Source organism: Streptomyces sp. NPDC039465 (assembly GCF_055639315.1).
In genome coordinates this window covers 341,334-362,358 of record NZ_JBVKAP010000003.1, presented here as the reverse complement: position 1 = coordinate 362,358, position 21,025 = coordinate 341,334, and the positions used below count along the sequence as shown (strand labels likewise).

The following is a 21,025-nucleotide window of genomic DNA, read 5'->3' as shown; positions in this document are numbered from 1 at the left end:
CGGAGGACCCATGGACGCCTCGATGACCCACGACCCCGCGGCGATGGACGCGGACTTCCGTGAACTGACCCGGCGCGTCCAGGCCGCCGGGCTGATGGACCGCCGCCCGCTGCGCTACGCGGGCCGGGTCGCGCTGATCTGGCTGATGAACGCGCTCGGCTGGGCCGCGCTGGCGCTCGGCGAGCGGAGCTGGTGGCAGATCCTGCTCGCGGCCGGCTGGCTGGCGGTCTGGTCCTGCCAGCTCGCGTTCATCGTGCACGACGCGGGGCACCGGCAGATCTCCCGCTCGCGGCGGGTCACCCGGGCTCTTGGCCTGCTCCACGGAAACCTGCTGCTGGGGGTCTCCTTCGGCTGGTGGGTGCAGCACCACACCCGCCACCACAACCACCCCAACCATCTGGAGCTCGATCCCGACATCCTGCGCCGGGTCGCGATCTTCGCCCCCGAACAGGCCGAGCAGCGCACCGGTTTCGCCCGCTTCCTCGCCCGCAACCAGCGCCACCTCTTCTTCCCGCTGCTGGGCCTGGAGGCCGTTGTGCTGCGGATCGCGGGCCTGATCGCCCTGCACCGGCGCGCCCTCCGCCACCCCCTCCTCGAAGGCGGGCTCCTCGCCGCGCACGCGCTGCTGTATCTGACGGCGGTGTTCACCCTGCTGCCGGCGGCGGAGGCGCTGCTCTTCCTCGCCGTCCACCAGGTCCTGCTGGGCTACCTCCTCGGGCTCGGCTTCGCCGTGAACCACAAGGGCCTGCCCACCCGCACCGGTGACGAGTGGAGCTGGCTGGAGCGGCAGGTCCTCACCGCGCGGACCATCCCGACCAGCCGGGTCGGCGACTTCTTCTACGGCGGCCTGAACTACCAGATCGAGCACCATCTCTTCCCCGGAATGCCGAGGGCGGCCCTGCGTCACGCGTACCCGCTGGTCCGCGACTTCTGCCGGGAGCGCTCGATCACGTACTGCGTCTCGGGGATCCGGGAGTCGTACGGCGACCTGGCCGAGCACCTCGACTCCACCGGCCGGCTCCTGCGGGACCGGCAGTCCACGGCCGCCTGAACGCCCTTACTCAGACAGGACACATCACCATGAGATTCCTCGAACGTGAGCGCGCCACCCTGGAGAAGCTGCTGCCGGGCCTGGACGACGCCCTGCGGGCCGTACCCCTCATCGCGCTGGAGAGCCCGGGCACCCCCGGCATCCGGCTCTTCCGCGAGGCCGGCGGCGCCGGGCTGCTCGTACCGGCCGCCTCGCAGGGGCGCGGCGCCACCGCGCTGGAGGCGCTGCGGGTGCAGCGCGCCCTGGGCAGCCGGTCGCCGTCCCTGGCCGTGGCGACCACCATGCACCACTTCTCGATGGCGACGCTGGTGGGCCTCGGCTCCGGCGGCGACGGCCTGGAGTGGATGCTCATCGAGGGCGTGGCCACCGGCAATCTGCTGATGGCGTCCGGTTTCGCGGAGGGCAGGCGTGGCTCGGGCATCCTCTCGCCGAGCATGTCCGCCCGGGTCACGGCGGAGGGCGTACGGATCAGCGGCGTCAAGCGCCCGTGCAGCCTGGCCCGTTCCATGGACCTGCTGACCGCGAGTGTGACCGTGCCCCGCCAGGACGGGCCGGGCGACGAACTGGCCGTGGCGCTGATCCCGGCCGACAGCGAAGGGCTGACCGTCAGTGACTTCTGGTCGAGCAGCTTCCTGGCCGGCGCGGAGAGCGACCAGGTCACTCTGGACGAGGTGCTCGTCCCGGAGGAGCTGCTCGTGCGGACCGCGTCCCCGTCCGGGCAGCGGATGGACGCCGTGCAGACGGCCGGGTTCGTCTGGTTCGAGCTGCTGATGACGGGCAGCTATCTGGGCGCCGCGAGCGGGCTGGTGGAGCGGGTGCTGCTCAACGACCGCGTACCGGAACACGAGCGCGTCGGGCTGCTGATCGAGCTGGAGGGCGCGATGGCCGCGGCGGAGGGCATCGCCCGCCGGGTGGACGCCGAAGGGCCCGACGAGACGACGCTCGCCGACTCGCTGTACGTGCGCTACTGCACCCAGGACGCCATCGCGCGGGTGGTGCCGCGCGCGGTGGAGCTGTCGGGCGGGCTGAACTTCATGGCCTCGGACGAGGTCGGCCGCCTGGCCGCCAGCGCCGGCGGGCTGAGCCTGCACCCCCCGGCACGCCCCCGGATGGCGGGCCCGCTCGCGGCCCATCTGGCGGGCGGCCCGCTGACGATCGCCTGAAGCGCCGACCGCGGCCGGCGTCGGCCTGGGCGGCGTCGGCCTGGGCGCCGCGAACCGCCCGCCGTCCGTGTCGGCCCCGTCGGCGGCCGCCGAACCATCTTGTCCGTGACCCGCGAGGGAGGAACCCCCATGACCCCATCCCCGTCGTCCCCGCCCCCGTCCCCACTCCCCTACCGACCGCCCGTGTTACCTCTCTCCGCCGCCCTGGCCGGGCGCCGGCCGACGCTGCTGCTCACCGGCGGTGCCGGGGTACTGGGCCGGGCGCTGATCGACGAGCTGGCGGCGGAGTACCGCATCGTCTGCCTCCGCCATCGCACCCCGCTCCAGGACGCAAGGGTCCAGGAGGTGAGCGCCGATCTGCTCGCCCCGCGTCTCGGGCTGCCGCCCGCCGTGTGGCGCCGGCTCGCAGCGGAGACCGACGTGGTGGTCCACTCCGCGGCGGCCACCAACTGGCGGGCCGATCCCGGCGAGATCCGGCGCACCAACCTCGACGGCACGCGCGCGATGCTGGAGCTCGCCGAGGCCGCCGGAGCACCGCTCTTCTACATGAGCACCGCTTTCGTCGCCAACCCGCCCTCCTCCGAGAACTCCGAACGGTTCCCCGGCGCCGCCGCCTACCTCGTCTCCAAGGCGGAGTGCGAGGAGGTGGTACGTGACAGTGCCGTCCCGGCGGTGATCCTGCGGCCCTCCGTGGTGATGGGCGACTCCGCCACCGGACACATCGCCGGGGCGCAGGGGCTCACCCGGGCGCTCGGCGCCATCGTCAAGGGGCAGGTGCCGGTGCTTCCCGGGGCGCCCGAGGCCCGGATCGACACCGTCCCGCAGGACGTCGTCGCGCGCGCCACGGGCGATCTCATCCGGCGCGGGGTGACCGGCGGCGCGTACTGGCTGACCGCCGGGGAGCACGCGCTGTTCCAGCACGAAGTGGTCGCCATCTGCCTGGAGTTCGCCGAGCGCTACGGGCCGCGGCCGCACAAGCCGCGGATGATCCCGCTGGAGGCGGTGAACCGGCTGCTGCTGCCGCTGATCGACGGCGCCGAGTTCCCGGCGTCGCTGCGGCGACGGCTGCGGGACTACGCGGAGCTGCTCCTCGTCTTCCAGCGGGACCTGCCGCTGGGTACCTCCCTCGGCAGCTCGCTCGGCTCTGCCCAGGAGCCCCCGCCCGGTGCCGTGCTCGGCGGCGAGGCAGTCTCCCGGGACTTCCTGCGCCAGGCCCTGGTGCGCAACCTGGAGTACTGGGCGGAGCGTCCGGGCGGTATGCGGACCCGGCGCGGGGCCGAGCCCCGGCCGGCCGCCCCGGTTACGCGGGAGCTGGCGTCATGAGCACCGCATTGCCCGCGCCGCGCACCCACGGCGCGGAGACCGTGGAGCTGTACCGCAGACACCTCGGCTCCGGCCGGGCGGTCCTCGGCGCCGTCCTCGGCGGGATGGTCGAGGTGGACTCCGAAGGGCCGTGGGTCCACACCCACGACGGCCGCCGCTTCCTGGACTTCGGCGGGTACGGGGTGTTCATCCTGGGCCACCGCCACCCCTCGGTGGTCGCCGCCGTCCATGAGCAGCTGCACCGCCATCCGCTGGCCACCCGGGTGTTCCTGGAGCCGGTCGCGGCCCGCGCGGCCCAGGTCCTGGCGGCCCGTACGCCCCCCGGGCTCGATCTGGTCCACTTCGTCAACTCCGGGGCCGAGGCGACCGAGGCGGCCCTGAAGCTCGCCCGGGCGCACGGGCGGAACGCCCTGATCAGCATGGAGAGCGGCTATCACGGCAAGACGCTGGGCGCGCTCAGTGTCACCGCCAACAAGCTCTACCAGGATCCGTTCGCCCCGCTGCTGCCGGACACGGCGCAGGTGCCGTACGGGGACGCCGGGGCGCTCGCGACGGCGCTCAAGGAGCGCCGCGGCCGGGCCTGCGTGATCCTGGAGCCGGTCCAGGGAGAGGGCGGGGTGCGCATCCCGCCGCCCGGCTATCTCGCCGAGGTGTCCCGGCTGTGCCGCCGGTACGGCGCGCTGCTCGTCGCGGACGAGGTGCAGACCGGTCTCGGCCGCCTGGGCACCTGGTGGGGTGTGGACACCGAGCGTGTGGTGCCGGACATGCTGCTCGTCGGCAAGGGCCTGAGCGGCGGGGTGGTGCCGGTCGCCGCGATGGTGGCGACGAAGGAGGTCTACCAGCCCTTCTCCCGCGACCCCTATCTGCACACCTCCACCTTCGCCGCCTCGCCGCTGGCGTGCGCCGCCGCCGTGGCAGCCGTCGAGGCGCTGGACGGCGAGGACCATGTGACACGTGCCGCCGCACTGGGCGAGACGCTACTCACCGGCGTCCGGGCCGTCTGCGCGCCGTACCTGAACGGCGGGCCGGTGCGGGAGGTCAGGGGCAGAGGGCTGCTCATCGGTGTCGAGTGTGCCCAGGAACAGGCGGTGGGTGAAATGGTCCTGGAGCTGATCGGCCGGGGTGTCCTGGTGAACCACTCGCTCAACGCCGGCCGGGTGCTGCGGCTCACCCCGCCCGCCGTCATCTGCGAGGCCGAGGTCCAGCTCTTCCTCGCTGCCTTCGCCCAGGCGCTGCGCACCGTCTCCGCGCGGCTGCGCTGACGCCCGTACCCCCTTCTCTCATCGACGCCGCCCATCCACGCGACCTTTACGCCGACCAGCCCCCGGAGGGCCGATGCGCCATGTGACCGTGACTGTGACCGCCCCCGACCTCACCCCCGCCGCCGCCTACCGCCGGATCTGCGACTTCGGCCGGTATCCCGAACTCACCGACACCGTACGGAACGTGGTGGTGCACCCGCCCCGGGCGGACGGCTCCACCGTGTCGGAGTGGACCGTCTCCTTCCGTGACGGTCTGATGCGCTGGACGGAACGGGACGTCTTCCGTGAGCAGGAGCTGACGCTCGCCTTCGAGCAGCTCTCCGGCGACTTCGAGACCTTCGAGGGGTCGTGGCGGTGCGAGGCGGCCGGTGGCGGCACGCTCGTGACCTTCGAGGCCGCCTTCGACCTGGGGATGCCGACGCTCGCCGCGATCCTCGATCCGGTCGCGGAGTCGACCTTGCGGAGCAATGTCGAATGGATCCTGCGAGGACTGCTCGGCACGGTCACCGCGGAGCTCGCGGGCGCCGCGCATGACTGACCTCGTCACCACTTCGCCTGCCGAACAGCTCCTGGCGGAGCCGGGGCCGGACACCGCCCGCTGCCTGGGGCTGTACGCACAGCTGGTCGCCGGTGTCTCGGTGGTCACCGCGCGGGGCCCAGCCGGTCCCACCGGGATGACGGTGTCGGCCCTGACATCCCTGTCGGCCCGGCCGCCGCTCCTGCTGGCCTGTCTGCGCAGCGGTTCGCGCACCCTTGAGGTGATCCGGACCCAGGGCGCGTTCGCGGTCCATCTGCTGCGGCAGGAACAGCGCGAGCGGGCGGCCCGGTTCGCCGATCCGGCGGCCTCGTCCGCCGAGCGCTTCGCGGGCACGCCGGTCCGCGCGGTGCTCGGCGTGCCGGTCTTCGACGACGCGCTGGCCTGGTCGGTGTGTCTGGTGGAGGACATACGCCGGTACGGCGACCACCACACGGTGGTGGGCCGGGTCGCGGCCGTCCACGTGGGCACCGGCGCCCCGCTGCTCTGGCACAACAGGCGCTTCGGTGCGGTGGCGGCGGCAGCTCGGGAGCCGGCGGCGTGAGAAGCCGAAAGGGGCGCGCGGTGTGAGGTGTCACACTGCGCGCCCCTCGGCCGTACGTCCGTTACGTCCGGACCTCTGCCCGCGACCGGACCCCCGCCGGGCCGGCCGGGTTGACCCCGCGTACCTCGGTCGCTTCGGGACGCAGCGGCCACCAGCAGCGCTCCCCGAGGAGAGCCATCGCGGAGGGCAGGATGAGCGCCCGCAGCACGATCGCGTCGAAGAGGACCGCCACGGTCAGTCCGACCGCGAGCTGCTTCATCTCGACACGGTCGATGAAGAGGAAGCTGACGAAGACCGAGACCATGATCACGGCCGCGCTGGTGACGACGCTCGCCGAGCCCGCGATCCCCTCGACGACCGCCTGCCGGGTCGGCGTCCCGCGCCGCACCGCCTCCCGGATCCGGCTCACCACGAAGATCTGGTAGTCCGTGGAGAGTCCGACGAGGATGGCGAAGACCAGCAGCGGCGTACGGGAGCCGACGAAGCCCGGCGACTCGAAGCCCAGCAGCCCTTCGGCCCAGGTGTGCTGGAAGACGAGGGTGAGGACGCCCCACGCCACCATCACCGCGGCCAGGTTGAGGAGCGCGCCGATCGCCGCCATGACGGCCGAGCGGAACGCCGCGTACATGATGGCGAGGGTGGCCAGGGAGACGAGCACGACGACCCAGGGCAGTCGGCGTTCCTGGTGGGCGGCGTAGTCGGCGCCGTATGCGATCTCGCCGGAGACGGCCCATTCGACGCCCGCCGCGCCCGCGGTGGCGGGCAGCAGGATGGTGCGCAGCCGCTCCAGGGAGTCGGCGGCCTGAGGGGAGTTCTGCGCGTACGGAACGGGCAGGGCGAGCAGGGCCGTACGGCCGTCGGCGGAGATCCGCGGGATCGGCGTGCGGTCCTGGGCGAAGAGGGAGTCGCCCCGGGTGCGGGCGGCCAGCTCCCGCAGCGGCGCGGCCGGATCGGCGCCCCGGACCAGGACGAGATGCGCGGGGCCCTCGGAGGGGTAGGCCCGGACCGTACGGTCGTAGGCGGCGACCGCGGGGATGGTGTCGGGGAAGGTCTCCTTGCCCTCGGTGCCGAGCTTCATGCCGAGCGTGGGCAGGGCGAGCGCGGCGGTGGCGGCGAGGCCGGCGAGCAGGGTGACAAGGGGGCGGCGCATCACCGGGCGGAGCAGGGCGGTCCACAGCCGGCTCTGCCGGGCGGCGCCGGGTCCGCGGTGCGTGCGGCGCCGGGCGGCGCGCCCGTCCATGCGGTGGCCGAGCTTGGTGAGCAGCGCGGGCAGGACGGTGAGGGAGCCGGCCACGGCGACGAGCGTGACGAGGATGCCGCCGGTGGCGATGGACGAGAAGATCACGTCGTCCATCACGTAGAGCCCGGCGAGCGCCAGGGCGACGGCGAGACCGGAGTCGATGACGGCCCGTCCGGAGGTGGCGGCGGCGAGCTCGACGGCCTGCGCGTGGCTGAGGGTGCCGCCGGAGCGGTCGCGTTCCTCGCGGGCACGCTTGAGGTAGAAGAGCGAGTAGTCGACGCCGACGGCCATGCCGAGCATGAAGATGGCGCTGAGCGCGGCGCCGCCCGCGTCGGGGAACACCCAGGAGGCGAGTCCGTAGAGACCGACGGCGCCGGCGAAGGCGGAGAGGGCGAGAAGGATGGGGATGCCCGCGGCGAGGACGGCTCCGAAGACGACGAAGAGGATGACGAAGGTGACCGGGAGGCTGATCATCTCGGTCCGCTGGAGTTCCTGGCCCTGCCGGTCGTTGACCGCGTTGGAGATCGAGGCGCTGCCGGTCTGCTCGATCCGCAGGTCGCGGTGGGCGCCCTGGACGGCGGCGGTCTCCTTCAGGAGGGCGTCGACGTCCTTCTTCGCGGTCTCCTTGTCACCGCGCAAGGTGACACTCACCAGCAGCGCGGAGCCGTCCTTGGACCGTACGGGGTCGGCGACGGACACCACGACCGGCGCGAGGCTCTTCATCCGGCGCTGGATGTCGCGGGCCGCGGACTCCTTGTCCCCGGCCTTGCCGCTCTGTGCCTCAATGAGGATCTGCTCGACGGGCGGCGGGGTGAGGCCGCTGTCGGCGGCCATGGCCTCGGCCCGGCCCGCCTCCCCCACCCAGAAGTCCTCGAACTTCCCCTTGTTGGTGCCCACCGCGGCCCCCGCGCCGATGCACAGGGCGACGAAGAACACCCAGCCGACGACGGCCCGCCACGGGTGGGTGGCACACCAGCGTGCCGTACGGACGGTGATCGGCGTTCTGCCCGGCATGCGGGCACCTCCCCTGGAAGCGTTGATCTCTCTCGGGGATCAGCCTTCCGGGCGGGGGCCTTCCGAACATTGGTGGCCGTCGGCCTCTGCGGCCGGGGGTTAACCCCACCCAGGGGGTGGGGACTTGGGGTCAGCCGCGCCTTTGGGCGGCGGGCCCGGAGAGACGGAAGCTCATCCGCCCGAACGCGACCTGGTCACCGGGGCGTACGACGACGGCGCCGGTCACCCGCTGCCCGTTGACCGTGGTGCCGTTGGTCGAACCCAGGTCGCGCAGGATCCACATCCCGCCTTGGAGGCTCAGTTCGGCATGCATACGTGAGACGGTCTCATGGCTCAGCCGCAGGCCGTTGACCGGATCGCGGCCGATGCGCAGCGGATGCGGGCCGGGCAGCGGCAGCAGCAGTTTCGGCAGCCGTTCCGCCTGCCAGGCGCGACCCAGCCGTACGGTGAAGGCCGACATCCGCTCCACCGCGCCGAACAGCCGCCGGGACCAGCGGCCTTCGGTGACCAGGTCGGCGGTGAGCGCCGCCAGTTCGTCCGGGCGGCGGGCCTGCAGGGCCGCCTCCATCCGGTGCAGGAAGGTGTCGTGCGAGAGCTTGCCCTGCGCCGCCCCTTCCCTGAGCATCCACAGCGCCTTGTCCCGCTCGGCATCCGAGAGCCGCGCGGGGTATGTGTGGAATTCGAAGGAGGACGTCACAGGCTGATTGTCGGTCCGACCGGCCCGGGGTGTCCAGAAGAGGGGCGCGGCCGTTGCCGTACGGGGACACTGGGCCCTCCCCCGCTGACCAGCCCGGAAGCCCAAATCCCCACCGACGCGCGCAAGATCGTCTGTTACGGTCTGCCGGACTCGACACCCCTGGGGGACCTTCTCTTGACCACGTCTTCGACGACTTCCGCGACGGCTTCCGCCGCCGTGACGCTGCGCCCGCTCGCCGGTCCGCACGAGCTCGACCTCTTCTGCCGGCTCTCCTACGTCCTCGACCACGAACTGGCCGACGACCTCGCGACCGGGCGGCGCGTGCCCGAGTGGATGTGGCTGGCCCTGCGCGGCGACGAGGTCCTGGCCCGTATCGCCTGGTGGACGAACGCGGCCGGCGGCGCCCCGCTGGCGCTGGACTTCTTCGACATCGACCCCGCCTTGCCGGCCGAGGAGGCCGCCGAGGTGGGGCTGCGCCTCCTGGAGACCGCGGCGCGTCAGGTCGTACCGGCGGGTGCCACGCCCCCGGAGTACGGCAGATTCGTTCCTGCCCAGTGGCGTGAGGACGAGGCCACCCGCAGGGCCGTGGAGACGGTGACCGGTGTGGTCGAGCGGGCCGGTGCGCGGCTGCTCGTGGAGCGGCTGCGGCTGGAGTGGAGTCCGGGCACGCCCGTGCCGGAGCCGTCGGGGCGTCTGGACTTCCGTCCGGTCAAGAACCGCGAGGACCTGGTCGCGCTGATGGCGCTGGCGGTCGAGGGCACGCTGGACGCGCACGGTCAGGGGGACCTGGCGTCCGGTCTGTCGCCGCGGGAGGCGGCGGAGAAGCACTACGACGAGGAGTTCGCGGCCTACACCTCCCCGCGGGAGTGGTGGCAGGTGGCCCAACTGCCGGGGTCCGGCGAGCCGGTGGGGTTCGTCGTCCCGGCCCGTAACAACTACCACCACACGATCGCCTACATAGGTGTGGTCCCGGCACACCGCGGCCAGGGGTACATCGACGACATCCTCGCCGAGGGCACCCGGATCCTCGCCGCCCAGGACGTGCCCCGTATCCGGGCCGCGACGGACCTGGGGAACGTCCCCATGGCGAAGTCGTTCGCGCGCCTGGGGTACGTCAACTTCGAGCGGGCGATCAACTACGTGTGGGACGCGTCCTGAGCCGGTCCCGGTGACCAAGGGCGCGGAAGGTGCCTTCGTCGTGGCCGGCCTCGCGCGTCCGCCTGGTGTGCGGCCCCGCGGCCTTGCAGGATGGGTCGTGGGGCCGTGACTTTCGACGACGAGGGGATGCGCCGGTGCAGTTCGAGGTGTGGGCGCCGCACGCCCAGGACCGGGTGGTGCTGCGGCTCGAGGGAGCCGATCACGCCCTGGAGCGCGATCCGGCCCGCGACGGCTGGTGGATCTCCCACGCACGGGAGGCCCCCGACGCCACCGACGGCGCGCGGTACGGCTTCGCGCTGGACGGCGGCCCCGTGCTGCCGGACCCGCGCTCGCGGCGCCAGCCGGACGGCCCGGACGGGCTGAGCGCCGTCGTCGACCACGACGCGTACGCCTGGCGCCATCCGTCCGCGGCGGGCGGCGGCGCCGGGCTCCAGGACGCCGTCCTGTACGAGCTGCACATCGGCACGTACACCCGCGAGGGCACCCTCGACGCGGCCGCCGCGCACCTCGGTGAGCTGGCCGAGCTGGGCGTCACCCACGTGGAGCTCATGCCGTTGTGCCCCTTCCCCGGGACGCACGGCTGGGGGTACGAGGGCGTGTCGCTGTGGGCGGTCCACGAACCCTACGGCGGGCCGGAGGCGCTCAAGCGCTTCGTCGACGCGGCGCACGGCCTGGGTCTCGGGGTGGTCCTGGACGTGGTCCACAACCACCTGGGCCCCTCCGGGAACCATCTTCCGGCCTTCGGCCCGTACTTCACCGACACCCACCACACCCCCTGGGGCGCGGCGGTGAACCTGGACGCGCCCGGTTCCGACGAGGTCCGCGCGTATCTGCTGCAGAGCGCGCTGGCCTGGCTGCGGGACTACCGGATCGACGGGCTGCGCCTTGACGCCGTCCACGCGCTCGCCGACGACCGGGCGCTGACCTTCCTCGAAGAGCTGTCCGCCGCCGTGGACGCGCTCGCCGCCGAGCAGGGCCGCGGGCTGTTCCTGATCGCCGAGTCCGACCGGTGCGACCCGCGCACGACCACCCCGCGCGAGGCGGGCGGCCTCGGCCTGCACGCCCAGTGGAACGACGACTTCCACCACGCCCTGCACGCCGCCCTCACCGGCGAGTCCCAGGGCTACTACGCCGACTTCGCGCGCGCCCCGCTCGCCGCCGTGGCCAAGACCCTCGGCCAGGTGTTCTTTCACGACGGGACGTACTCGACCTTCCGGGGCCGTACGCACGGACGCCCCGTGAACCGTACGGCCACGCCCGCCCACCGCTTCCTCGGCTACGCCCAGACCCACGACCAGATCGGCAACCGCGCCCTGGGCGACCGGCTCTCGGCGAGCCTCTCGCCCGGGCTGCTGGCCTGCGCGGCGACGCTGGTGCTGACCGGACCGTTCACGCCCATGCTGTTCATGGGCGAGGAGTGGGGGGCGACCACACCCTGGCAGTTCTTCACCGACCACACCGATCCGGAACTGGCGCGGGCCGTACGGGAGGGCAGGCGGCGGGAGTTCGCGGCGCACGGCTGGGCGGCCGAGGACGTGCCGGACCCGCAGGATCCGGCCACCCGGGAGCGGTCCTGCCTCGACCGCGCCGAGCAGGGGCGAGCGCCGCACGCCCGGCTCCTGGCCTGGCACCGCGAACTGATCGCGCTCCGCCACGCCCACCCCGACCTGCGGGACCCGGATCTGGCGGCGGTGCGCGTGGCGTACGACGAGTCCGCCAGGCGGCTCGCGTACCGGCGCGGTGACCTGCGGATCGCGGTGAACCTCGGCGAGGAGCCGGCGCGGATGGCGCTGGGCCGGGGCGGGCGGGTGCTCGCCGCCTGGGAGCCGGTCGAAGCGCCGGACGAGGACGGGGCGCTGGTGCTGCCGCCCGAGTCGGCGGTGGTGCTCGCGGTCGGCTGAGAACGTGGCCGATTCCCGCCGCCCTTGCCTTGAAACGCGCTCCACGGCCTAGCGTGCTGCCCATGGAACAGCGACATCTGGGCAGGACGGGTCTGAAGGTCAGCGAACTGTGCCTGGGAGCCATGCTCTTCGGCACGGAGAACGAGGCGGAGGCGCACCGCGTCCTCGACACCTTCACCGAGGCCGGCGGCACGTTCGTCGACACCGCCGACATGTACGGCCGGGGTGAGTCGGAGGAGGTGCTCGGCCGCTGGCTGAAGGGGCGCGACCGGGACGGTCTGGTCATCGCCACGAAGGTGTGGGCGCGGATGAGCGACGCCCCGAACGACGCGGGTCTGAGCCGCAAGCACATCGTGTCGGCGGTGGAGGGGAGCCTGCGCCGGCTCGGCACCGACTACATCGATCTCTATCAGACGCATGCGTGGGATGCGGCCACACCGATCGAGGAGACCCTCTCCACGCTGGACACACTGGTGAAGGCCGGCAAGGTCCGCTATGTGGGCGCGAGCAATGTGGCGCCCGGCCAGCTCCAGAAGGCGCTGAGTGTGTCGCGCGCGGAGGGCTGGGAGCCGTACATGAGCCTCCAGCCGCTCTACAACCTGCTGCGCCGGGAGGTGGAGTGGGAGCTCGCGCCGCTCTGCGTGGCCGAGGGCGTCGGGATCATCCCGTACAGCCCGCTGCACCACGGCTGGCTGACGGGCCGCTACCGGCGCGGGATGACGGCCGCGCCGGAAGGCTCCCGGGAGGCGGGCCGCGAGGGCTGGCGCGCGCTGGACACCGAGGAGACCTGGCGGGTCGTCGACGCGCTGCTCGAGGTCGCGCGGGAGACCGGGCGGGAGCCCGCGCAGGTCGCCCTGCGCTGGCTGCTGCACCAGCCGGGGGTGACGGCTCCGATCGTCGGGGCGCGGACGGTCGAGCACATCACCGGCACGCTGGGGGCGGTCGGCTGGACGCTGACGGCGGAGCAGCTGACGAGGCTCGACGAGGCGAGCGCCCGCCCGCTGCCGTACCCGTACGACCTGCTGGCGCAGATCCGCTGACCCCTGTGCGAGCTACTCGACGAGGGCCATCTCGCGGGGCGTGTTGTTGAAGCGGTGGCCGCCGGTGTCGGTGACGGTGACGATGTCCTCGATACGGACGCCGAAGCGGCCGGGCAGATAGATGCCGGGCTCGACGGAGAAGCACATGCCGGGGACGAGCGGCTGCTCCTCGCCCTCGATCATGTAGGGCGGCTCGTGGGTGGTGACGCCGATGCCGTGGCCGGTGCGGTGGATGAAGTACTCGCCGTACCCGGCCTCGGTGATCACCGCACGGGCCGCCCGGTCCACGTCCTGGCAGGCGGCCCCCGGCCGCACCGCCTCGAATCCGGCCTGCTGGGCCTCGCGGACGATGTCGTGGACGGCACGTTCCTCGGCGGTGGGCTCGCCCACATGGACGGTACGGGTGGTATCGGAGCCGTAGCCGTGCTTGAGGCCGCCGAAGTCGAGCACCACCATGTCACCGTGTTCGATGACACGGTCGCTCGCCTCGTGGTGCGGGTTCGCTCCGTTGGGACCGGAGCCGACGACGGTGAAGTCCACCTGGGAGTGCCCGAACTGCCGTAGGAGCGCGGCGAGATCGGCGGCGATGTCGCTCTCCCGGCGCCCGGCGAACCGCACCTTCAGGATCTCCCGGTACGCGGCGTCGGCGGCGGCGCCCGCGGCCTCGAGCCGCGCGAGCTCCCGCGCGTCCTTGACGGCCCGGAGCATGGGCAGCGCCTCGGTGAGGGAGACGTACCGGGTCGCGGGCAGGGCCTTCTGGAGCCCCAGCAGATGCATGGCCCAGGTGTTGTCACTGACCGCGAACCGCCCCTGGGCACCACCCAGCAACGACGCGGTGACCCCGTACGGATCCTTCCCGTCCACCCACTCCCGCACCCCGAACGCCCCCGCCCCGGCCGCCTTCCCGGCATCCGCCGCCTCCAACGCGGGCACCACGAGCACGGGCTCCCGCCCGGCGGCGAGCACGAGAACGGTGAGCCGCTCGGTGACGGCGGTGGGCTGATACCCCGTGAGATGCACCAGATCGGGCCCGGGCGCCACGAGCACCCCGGCAAGCCCGGCCTCGACGGCGGCACGGGCGGCACGTTCCATCCGGGCGCGGTAGTCGTCGGCGGTAAAGGGGGCGGGCGAGCTGGGCATGGGGTCTCCTCCTCGGCGTACGTACAGATCTTGCCGGTGCGGGCTCAGTCCCACCAGATGAGGACGGTGTCGTAGAGGGCGAGGGGGGAGCCTGGGCCGGCGGTGTGTGTGACGCGGGGGAAGGTGCCGCGGACGGCGTCGAGGAGTTCCGAGCGGGGCGCGTTCATGGGACCGAGGAGGCCGCAGCGTGGCGTCGTGGCATGACGCCGTACGGTGCGGCAGCCACGGGCGTCGGTCCGCTCAACCTGAAGCCGACGCCGACCCCCGCCTGGGCGGCGTAGACGTGGGGCCCTGGTACGGGGCTCGACTGGCGCGGTGGGCCCCGTTCCATTCGCCCCATCAGCGTGCAGTACGAGAGAACGCCGCTCCAAGACGTTCGCGGAGGCACTGACCGCGGTCGAGGAGTACTTGGAGATGCCCTACCGCTACGCAGGCGCCCGAACTCGGCGGAAGCGCGACGCGAGCTGACTGACGAGGTCAGCGCCATCCTGGCCCGCATGGCTTTCGACGACGCGGGGCTCCTGATCGAGGCGCCGTCCGTAGCCGGGCCGTCCGCCACGCTCGTGGCCACGGTCCGCGCGGAAGCGGGCGTGCAGATGAGTGAGGCTTGGCAACAGCCGCCCATCACGTCAGACAGCGGTATGAATGGGCGCTGCCTACTCTCGCGACCGATCTACTGCGGCGAGAGCAGCCTGCATACGGGCCATGCGCCAGCATCTCTGACACACAGTCGTGCCGCGTTCAGACAGGTATCACTCCGTGCGCTTCTTCGTCCTGGCGGCGGTATGCGCCCGACACGACCTGCGCGCTACCGTCTGCCCCGCTACTTGCTCGCTGTTGCCATGAGCTGGCCCATCGTCTGCCCCGTCCCTACCTCCCGGGTTTTCATGCCGTACGGCTCCTGTTGTGAATCGGAGAGCAACTGTTCGGCCTCAGGATCTCTGGAGATGCTTACTGTCATGTAAGGATCCGTATCGCCCTTCGCCCAAGGGTCGCCGTCGCGCCACTTCGGGAGGACCCACCATGCGCTTGCATAATCAGAGGCTCTCGTCATCTCCAGAAGTTGGCTGCTTCGATAGATTCGCGACGCATAGCGGAAGAACTCGTCGCCCGGCGCGCCAACCCACTCAGGGGGATCCCAGGTGTGCTGCTTTTCTTTTGATTCCGCATCCCAGGAGTACTGGAACGAATTTTTGTAGTCATTTCCCAGTTTGCACCTGTCGGCGCGAATGTATGAAAGAAGTGAAACCACTTCCACTCGCTCGATGCCCAAATCGGTCGGAATCTTGACGGTGACATCCCTGGAAAAGTCATCTCCTGGGTCAAGCCAAGCTCCCCCATTTACGATTTCTCCGGCCGCGAGCAGGCGAGATGGAGTCAGATTGTCATGGCGGAGAATTGGGCGACCAGCCCACATGTCATCCTTCCAGGCCTCGAATCCTGTGCCCTGTTTTGTGGATACGCCCGGCACCCCCTTAACCTTCCATAGAGTTCCAACGACATGGATGCGCACTGAGCCAGTGTTGCGGAGGACAAGACGTGCAGGTACGTGAAGAATTCTGTTTTTCGAATCCAGAGTTGGCTTGCCGAATGAGGCGGAGAATGGGATGACAGCGGGAGTGGAGTACGGCACATACATCTGGGAGTACGCCAAACTGGCGGCACCTACTGCCGTGGAGGCGGTAACGCCAATAGCGAATCGCTTGGGGTGGGGGAGTCTGCTCCAGATCTTCTCACCATTCAGTGTCCATAGCGCCCACATGGACCAAGCAAGTAGACCGATCCAGAGCCAAACCCAGCGAGTGTAATCGCCGCCTTCGACCTGCACGATCAAGCACATGAGGTTTGAGATTGTCACAGCCAGGACGCCTAGGAGAACAGCCTCTCCGGAATACCGAAGGGCTCTCTTTCCCCAATAGTCAATAAGGGCCAGTACCCCTAGGGCCTCAACTAGCGCTGCAGCCATGAAGATGACTCCGACGATGCGTCCGCCCCAAGTCAGAGCCCGGAATGCGTCTTCTGATCCAATCTTGAAGAACGCAATGACCGATACAAGGAATCCGAGCGCCATGAAGACAGCGTTAGCGCGCCTTCGCCAGGGGTGGCCAGGCCAATTCGTCTTGTCGGCCACCCAGTGAACGCGCGCTCCATCGTTGAGATCGATGTCCGCAGGCAGGCCCGCTCGGCGCAGAATCCTGCGCAGATGCCGTAGGGACCAGGCCTTGCCGATGGGTTGGCCTCGGAAAGTCACCCTACGCAGACCGCGCTCGTCCGGGGCCTCCACGATCACTGGTCGGTCTCTCATGACGCCAGCATCACAACCCTTCTGCAATTTCGCATCCCGGGCTGGTTGTTGGTGGACACCGGGCGTTCGAGCCTGGATGGTCTTGGACTGCCCGTCCTCGCTGCCGGCCCGGAGCAAGTGGGTGGTGAGGTGGCGCAAGGGGTAGCCGTGGTCGGTGGTGGCGAGGGACGGGGTGGCGGCGAGGCCGGGGAGGTCGGGCAGACCGCCGAACGCGGTCAGGTAGTGGGCGGCGGTGGGCCAGGGCCGTCGCGTCCGCGAGGTCGGCGGCGAGGACCCGCAGCCGGTCCTCCTCGACGGCGTCCGGGTTCAGCTCCCCGCCGAAGAACTCCCTTGCGCTCGCGTGGTACAGCTCGTACGTGCGCGAGCGTTCAGCGCCCGTCGTCAGGAACGGCCGCAGCCGCTGGTCCCATCGGTCCTCGCGCTGTCGGCGCGCGAGTTCGGCGGCGTAGTAGGCGTCGAGGCCGCTCGGCAGGGTCTCCAGGTCGTCGACGGCGCGCTCGCCGTGGGCGATCTGGAGCAGGACATAGCGGGAGGTAGACCCAGACGCCGCCGGAGCGCTCCAGGAGGGCCGCGGCCACGCCGTCTGGGTCGGCTCCGGCGCTGGTGACGGCGGCCGCGAGGTCCGGTGCGCGCAGGGGCCGGTCGAGGTAGGCGCGGACGTCGCCGAGGTTGCGGGCGTCGAGGCGGTCGATGCGCAGGACGGCGGAGTCGTCGGGCAGGGTGTGGGGGCTGCCGGTGCGGTACATGCCGACGATGTGCACGCCGTCGGGCAGGAGGCGGGGCAGGCCCCAGGCGGGGAGCATGCCGCCGGGGGCGAACTCGTGGAGTTCGTACGCGCGGATGAGCGGGCCGGCGATGTTCTGGAACGCGACGCACGCCGATGTGCCCTGTGTGTGGCGGGAGAAGTGGGAGAACCATCCCCGCTCGCGGACCAGCCAGGCGGCGAGGGTGGCCTTGCCGAAGCCGCCTCCGACTCGATCCAGAGGTAGCCGGAGCGGCGGCGGGCGAGCCTGGCGTCGATCTCGTGCCACGAGCCACTCGCGGCCGGTGAAGGTGTCGAGCCCGACCGCGGTATAGAGGGTGTCCGGGCTTCACGGCGACCGCGAGCGGGGTCATCGGCGTCATGAAGACGAGGTTGGTCATGACGAGGCCATGGGCGTCGCCGCCGATGCCACCGCCGCCTGACTGGTGGCGTGGATCACGGGGTGTCCACCGCGCCGCCCGTGGCGCCACTCGGGCCGGTGACGGGGCCGCCGCCCGGGCTGGTGATCGGAGGGGGCGGGCTGTCGCCGGTGGTGATGTCACCGTGGGCGTCGCCGCCGACCGCGACCGAGCCGGCGCCGGAGGCCACGACCCCTCCCCCGGCGGGCGGTTCGGGCGCCGGAGCGGGGGCCGGGGTTCCGGCCGGGGGCGGGGTGACCCGAGTGGTGATCCTGCCGCGGGCGTCGCCCCCCACGGCGACCGAACCGGCCCCCGTCGACCGGGCGTTCGGCGGCGCCGGCGGAGTGGGGGCGGGCGGCGGCGGCTCGGCGGGGAGCATCAGGGCCAGGGCGATCGCCGTGACGACCAGCGCGCCGAGTGCGATCCCCCACGGCCAGGACGGGCTGTCGGTCACCACGTTGGTGACGACGCCGCTCGCCGCCGAGACCACGATCGAGGCGGCCACGACCACGCCGCGCTTGACTGAGGTGTTCATCCCCTCACCCTCCCTGCTGCTTCGGACGTCCGAGCCTAGACCGCCCGGCTCAGTCGCCGGACCAACTCCCCGGCCGCGCCCGCCGGTTCCCCGGCGGTCACGATTTCGGTGCGGTGGACGAGGCGGGATCCGGCGAGGGGGACGGCGACGGCGCCCGGCGTGGCGGCCGCGGCGGTGGCGGGCAGGAGGGTCAGGCCGTGGCCGGCGGCGGCGAGGGCGGCGAGGGTCCGTACGTCCGTACCGTCGTAGCGCAGGGCGGGCCGGAAGCCGTACGAGCCGTGGGCGGCGCGCAGGCGCTCCAGCGGGAAGCCGGCGGCGGGGGCGTCGATCCAGCGGGCGTCGACGAGGTCGTCGAGGCGAAGGCCGGTGCGGGCGCGGCGGGCGAGGGGGTGGCCGGCGGCGAGCAGCACCGCGAGCGCGTCCTGGGCGACAGCGAGGGCGGTCCCGAGTGCCGAGGCGGTGAGGCGGGCCATGTCGGGCAGCGGCAGGGGGTCGTTGGGGGCGGCGAGGCCGTCCGCGACACCGAGGTCGGCGGCTCCGGTGGCGACGGCGGCGGGGACGTCGTCGCGGGGGATGACGTGCAAGGTGACACCGGTGGGCGGGAGCGCGGCGAGGACCCCGGGGTGGGCGGCGGCGAGCGGGGAGGCGGCGAGGGTCACGGTGCCTCCGGTCGGTTCGGCGGCGAGCCGGGCGAGGTCGGCGCGGGCCGCATCGAGCCGCAGCAGCAGGGATCCGGCATGTTCCAGGAGGCGTTCACCGGCGCGAGTGGGGGCGACGGGGCGGCGCGAGAGCAGCGGCATGCCGAGGTCGTTCTCCAGGGCGGCGATGTGCTGGGAGACCGCCGACTGGGTGTAGCCGAGCTCGCGGGCGGCGGCCGAGAAGGACGCGAGGCGGGTGACCGTGACGAAGGTGCGGAGCAGGTGCGGATCCATGCTCATAAGCATTGCTGATGTGGCCAGCAGTGATCATCGTTGGACGTGATGCCGTGGACGCCGTGACGATGGCACACATGACACAGCACACCGCACGCATCGCCCTCGTCGGCGACCGCTCACCCCATGTGACCTCGCACGTCCGCGTTCCCCGGCTGCTCGAGGCGCTCGCGGAGCGCGACGGACTCGTCCTCGATCCCTACTGGTTCCCGACGCCGGACACCCTCGAGCCCGGCGCGGTCGCCGGCTTCGACGCGGTGTGGGTCCTGCCGGGCAGCCCCTACCTCAGCGAGGCGGGCGTGCTGTCCGCGATCCGTACCGCTCGGGAGGAGGGCATCCCGTTCCTGGGCACCTGCGGCGGGTTCCAGCACGCGCTGCTGGAGTACGCGCGCAACGTCTGCGGTCTGACCCGCGCCGCCCACGCGGAGAACGATCCCGCGGCCGCCGGGGACGATCTGGTGATCGCGCCGCTCGCCTGTTCCCTGGTGGGCCACGAGGGGACGGTGCGGGTGACGCCGGGGACGCTGGCCGAGTCGGTGCTCGGGGCGGACGGCACGCTGGAGCGGTACCACTGCTCGTACGGCCCGGACAGCCGCCACCTGGAGACCTTGCGGGCCCACGGGCTGGCCTTCACCGGCGCGGACGAGGAAGGGCAGGTACGGATCGCGGAGCTGCCGGGGCATCCGTTCTTCCTGGCGACGCTCTTCCAGCCGGAGTTGGCCGGGGACGGCACCCGCCCGCATCCGGTGGTACGGGCTCTGGCGGCGGCGGCCGTGGAGCACGCGGGTGCGCGGGTGGGGGCGGTCTAGCTCATCGGGACGACGAGGTGGGCGCGGTCCCGGCCGGGCGCCACGAGGCGGGCGTTGGCCTCGTCGGAGTCCCTGACCCAGCGCTCGGCGTGCGGGCGTTCCTTGCCGAAGCGCACATGACGCTCCACCAGCCGCCGCACGCGCGAGTGTTCGTCGAGTTCCAGGAACCACGCCTCGTCGAGGAGGCCGCGGACCGGGGCCCAGGCGCCGTCGTCGTGGAGGAGGTAGTTGCCCTCGGTGATGACGAGCGGTACGCCGGGTGGGACCGGGATGCTTCCGGCGACCGGTTCCTCCAGGGCCCGGTCGAAGGCCGGTGCGTACACAGTGACATCGCACTGTGGCGTACGCAGCCGGTGGAGCAGGGCGACGTACCCGGCGGCGTCGAAGGTGTCGGGTGCGCCCTTGCGCCCGTCGCGGCCGAGCCGGACGAGTTCGTCCTGTGCGAGGTGGAAGCCGTCCATGGGTACGAGGACGGCGAGGCCGTCGAGCCGTTCGACGAGCCGCGCGGCGAGCGTGGACTTCCCGGCGCCGGGCGCCCCGGCGAGGCCGAGGATGCGGCGGTGTCCCGGTACGGCGAGACGCCGGGCCCGGTCGGTGAGCTCGGCGAGCAGCTGCGCGTCCATGCGGGGCATTGTCCCACCGGGCCCCGGCCCAGGCCCGGGGCGGGCAGCGGGCTCGGCCCGGGCGCAGGCCGCGGCCCCGGCTCGGGCGCAAGCGGCCAGGAGCGGCCCCGGCTCGCGCGCAAGCGGCCAGGACCGGCCCAGGCTCGGGCGTAGGCGGCCAGGACCGGCCCCGCCCTGGCCGCCTACGCTGAGCCCATGTCCTTCATCGCCCTGGTCAGCCTCGTCGTCCGCGACTACGACGAGGCCATCGCCTTCTACACCGACTCCCTCGGCTTCACCCTGGTCGAGGACACGGACCGCGGGGACGGCTCCCGCTGGGTCGTGGTCCGCCCGCCCGGTGCCACCGGCGGTACGGGCCTGCTGCTGGCCCGTGCGAAGGACGACCGCCAGGCCGCCGCGGTCGGCGCCCAGACCGGCGGCCGGGTCGGCTTCTTCCTCTACACCGAGGACTTCGCGGCCGACCACGCCCGGATGCTCACGGCGGGCGTCCGCTTCCTGGAGGAGCCGCGCCACGAACCGTACGGCTCGGTCGCGGTCTTCGAGGACCTGTACGGCAACCGCTGGGACCTGCTCCAGCCCGCGTGAACGGGGC

At 72.2% G+C, this 21,025-nt stretch carries 20 protein-coding genes; 11 read left to right on the top strand and 9 right to left on the bottom strand.

What is annotated here, in order from left to right; translation table 11 throughout:
- Positions 1 to 10: 10 nt before the first annotated feature.
- The 6 genes from ACZ7LT_RS12135 to ACZ7LT_RS12110 all read left to right on the top strand — a co-directional run bounded on the left by ACZ7LT_RS12135 (position 11) and on the right by ACZ7LT_RS12110 (position 5,878).
- Positions 11 to 1,051, top strand: a complete 1,041-nt coding sequence (locus ACZ7LT_RS12135; protein WP_471235917.1) for a fatty acid desaturase family protein — start codon at positions 11 to 13, stop codon at positions 1,049 to 1,051.
- 29 nt (positions 1,052 to 1,080) lie between these two features.
- Positions 1,081 to 2,214, top strand: coding sequence for an acyl-CoA dehydrogenase (locus ACZ7LT_RS12130; RefSeq protein ID WP_471235916.1), 1,134 nt, complete (start codon positions 1,081 to 1,083; stop codon positions 2,212 to 2,214).
- Between the two features lie 183 nt (positions 2,215 to 2,397).
- A complete protein-coding gene (locus ACZ7LT_RS12125; RefSeq protein ID WP_471235915.1) occupies positions 2,398 to 3,537 on the top strand; it encodes an SDR family oxidoreductase in 1,140 nt (379 codons plus the stop codon).
- Positions 3,534 to 4,799 carry an aspartate aminotransferase family protein gene (locus ACZ7LT_RS12120; protein WP_471235914.1) on the top strand — a complete coding sequence of 422 codons (1,266 nt, stop codon included), beginning with the start codon at positions 3,534 to 3,536 and terminating at the stop codon, positions 4,797 to 4,799. Before ACZ7LT_RS12125 ends, ACZ7LT_RS12120 begins: the two co-directional genes overlap by 4 nt.
- A 73-nt stretch (positions 4,800 to 4,872) precedes the next feature.
- A complete protein-coding gene (locus ACZ7LT_RS12115; RefSeq protein ID WP_471235913.1) occupies positions 4,873 to 5,337 on the top strand; it encodes a type II toxin-antitoxin system RatA family toxin in 465 nt (154 codons plus the stop codon).
- Positions 5,330 to 5,878, top strand: coding sequence for a flavin reductase family protein (locus tag ACZ7LT_RS12110; protein ID WP_471235912.1), 549 nt, complete (start codon positions 5,330 to 5,332; stop codon positions 5,876 to 5,878). The genes ACZ7LT_RS12115 and ACZ7LT_RS12110 overlap by 8 nt, the downstream gene beginning before the upstream one ends.
- A gap of 61 nt (positions 5,879 to 5,939) precedes the next feature.
- Here the strand turns inward: ACZ7LT_RS12110 and ACZ7LT_RS12105 are convergent, their stop codons facing one another.
- Positions 5,940 to 8,132, bottom strand: a complete 2,193-nt coding sequence (locus ACZ7LT_RS12105; protein WP_471235911.1) for an MMPL family transporter — start codon at positions 8,130 to 8,132, stop codon at positions 5,940 to 5,942.
- Between the two features lie 130 nt (positions 8,133 to 8,262).
- On the bottom strand, positions 8,263 to 8,829 hold the full coding sequence (locus tag ACZ7LT_RS12100) for an FHA domain-containing protein (RefSeq protein WP_471235910.1): 567 nt from the start codon (positions 8,827 to 8,829) through the stop codon (positions 8,263 to 8,265).
- Between the two features lie 174 nt (positions 8,830 to 9,003).
- On the opposite strand from ACZ7LT_RS12100, the gene ACZ7LT_RS12095 reads away from it, so the two are divergent.
- The 3 genes from ACZ7LT_RS12095 (at position 9,004) to ACZ7LT_RS12085 (ending at position 12,928) form a co-directional block, all read left to right on the top strand.
- Positions 9,004 to 9,987, top strand: a complete 984-nt coding sequence (locus ACZ7LT_RS12095; RefSeq protein ID WP_471235909.1) for a GNAT family N-acetyltransferase — start codon at positions 9,004 to 9,006, stop codon at positions 9,985 to 9,987.
- Between the two features lie 134 nt (positions 9,988 to 10,121).
- The gene (gene treZ, locus ACZ7LT_RS12090) at positions 10,122 to 11,888 is read left to right on the top strand and encodes a malto-oligosyltrehalose trehalohydrolase (protein ID WP_471235908.1); all 1,767 of its coding nucleotides are present in this window, start codon (positions 10,122 to 10,124) and stop codon (positions 11,886 to 11,888) included.
- A 62-nt stretch (positions 11,889 to 11,950) separates the two neighbouring features.
- Entirely contained in the window at positions 11,951 to 12,928 is a 978-nt protein-coding gene (locus ACZ7LT_RS12085; RefSeq protein ID WP_471235907.1) for an aldo/keto reductase, read from the top strand.
- 12 nt (positions 12,929 to 12,940) lie between these two features.
- On the opposite strand, the gene ACZ7LT_RS12080 is transcribed toward ACZ7LT_RS12085, so the two are convergent.
- The 6 genes from ACZ7LT_RS12080 to ACZ7LT_RS12055 form a co-directional block, all read right to left on the bottom strand.
- Positions 12,941 to 14,068 (bottom strand): M24 family metallopeptidase, encoded by a 1,128-nt coding sequence (locus ACZ7LT_RS12080; protein WP_471235906.1) that lies wholly within the window; start codon positions 14,066 to 14,068, stop codon positions 12,941 to 12,943.
- 44 nt (positions 14,069 to 14,112) lie between these two features.
- The gene (locus ACZ7LT_RS12075) at positions 14,113 to 14,235 is read right to left on the bottom strand and encodes a hypothetical protein (RefSeq protein ID WP_471235905.1); all 123 of its coding nucleotides are present in this window, start codon (positions 14,233 to 14,235) and stop codon (positions 14,113 to 14,115) included.
- 656 nt (positions 14,236 to 14,891) lie between these two features.
- Positions 14,892 to 16,139 carry a hypothetical protein gene (locus ACZ7LT_RS12070; RefSeq protein WP_471235904.1) on the bottom strand — a complete coding sequence of 416 codons (1,248 nt, stop codon included), beginning with the start codon at positions 16,137 to 16,139 and terminating at the stop codon, positions 14,892 to 14,894.
- Positions 16,140 to 16,741: 602 nt separating this feature from the next.
- Positions 16,742 to 17,404, bottom strand: a complete 663-nt coding sequence (locus ACZ7LT_RS12065) for a hypothetical protein (RefSeq protein ID WP_471235903.1) — start codon at positions 17,402 to 17,404, stop codon at positions 16,742 to 16,744.
- A 167-nt stretch (positions 17,405 to 17,571) separates the two neighbouring features.
- Entirely contained in the window at positions 17,572 to 18,069 is a 498-nt protein-coding gene (locus ACZ7LT_RS12060; protein WP_471235902.1) for a hypothetical protein, read from the bottom strand.
- A gap of 35 nt (positions 18,070 to 18,104) precedes the next feature.
- Positions 18,105 to 19,001 carry a LysR family transcriptional regulator gene (locus ACZ7LT_RS12055; RefSeq protein ID WP_471235901.1) on the bottom strand — a complete coding sequence of 299 codons (897 nt, stop codon included), beginning with the start codon at positions 18,999 to 19,001 and terminating at the stop codon, positions 18,105 to 18,107.
- Positions 19,002 to 19,078: 77 nt separating this feature from the next.
- Between ACZ7LT_RS12055 and ACZ7LT_RS12050 the strand changes: the two genes are divergently transcribed.
- Complete coding sequence (locus ACZ7LT_RS12050) at positions 19,079 to 19,810, top strand: CTP synthase C-terminal region-related (seleno)protein (protein ID WP_471235900.1); 732 nt, start codon at positions 19,079 to 19,081, stop codon at positions 19,808 to 19,810.
- On the opposite strand, the gene ACZ7LT_RS12045 is transcribed toward ACZ7LT_RS12050, so the two are convergent.
- On the bottom strand, positions 19,807 to 20,442 hold the full coding sequence (locus ACZ7LT_RS12045) for a nucleoside/nucleotide kinase family protein (protein ID WP_471235899.1): 636 nt from the start codon (positions 20,440 to 20,442) through the stop codon (positions 19,807 to 19,809). The genes ACZ7LT_RS12050 and ACZ7LT_RS12045 overlap by 4 nt on opposite strands.
- Positions 20,443 to 20,628: 186 nt before the next feature.
- Between ACZ7LT_RS12045 and ACZ7LT_RS12040 the strand changes: the two genes are divergently transcribed.
- Positions 20,629 to 21,018, top strand: coding sequence for a VOC family protein (locus tag ACZ7LT_RS12040; protein ID WP_471235898.1), 390 nt, complete (start codon positions 20,629 to 20,631; stop codon positions 21,016 to 21,018).
- Positions 21,019 to 21,025: the final 7 nt, after the last annotated feature.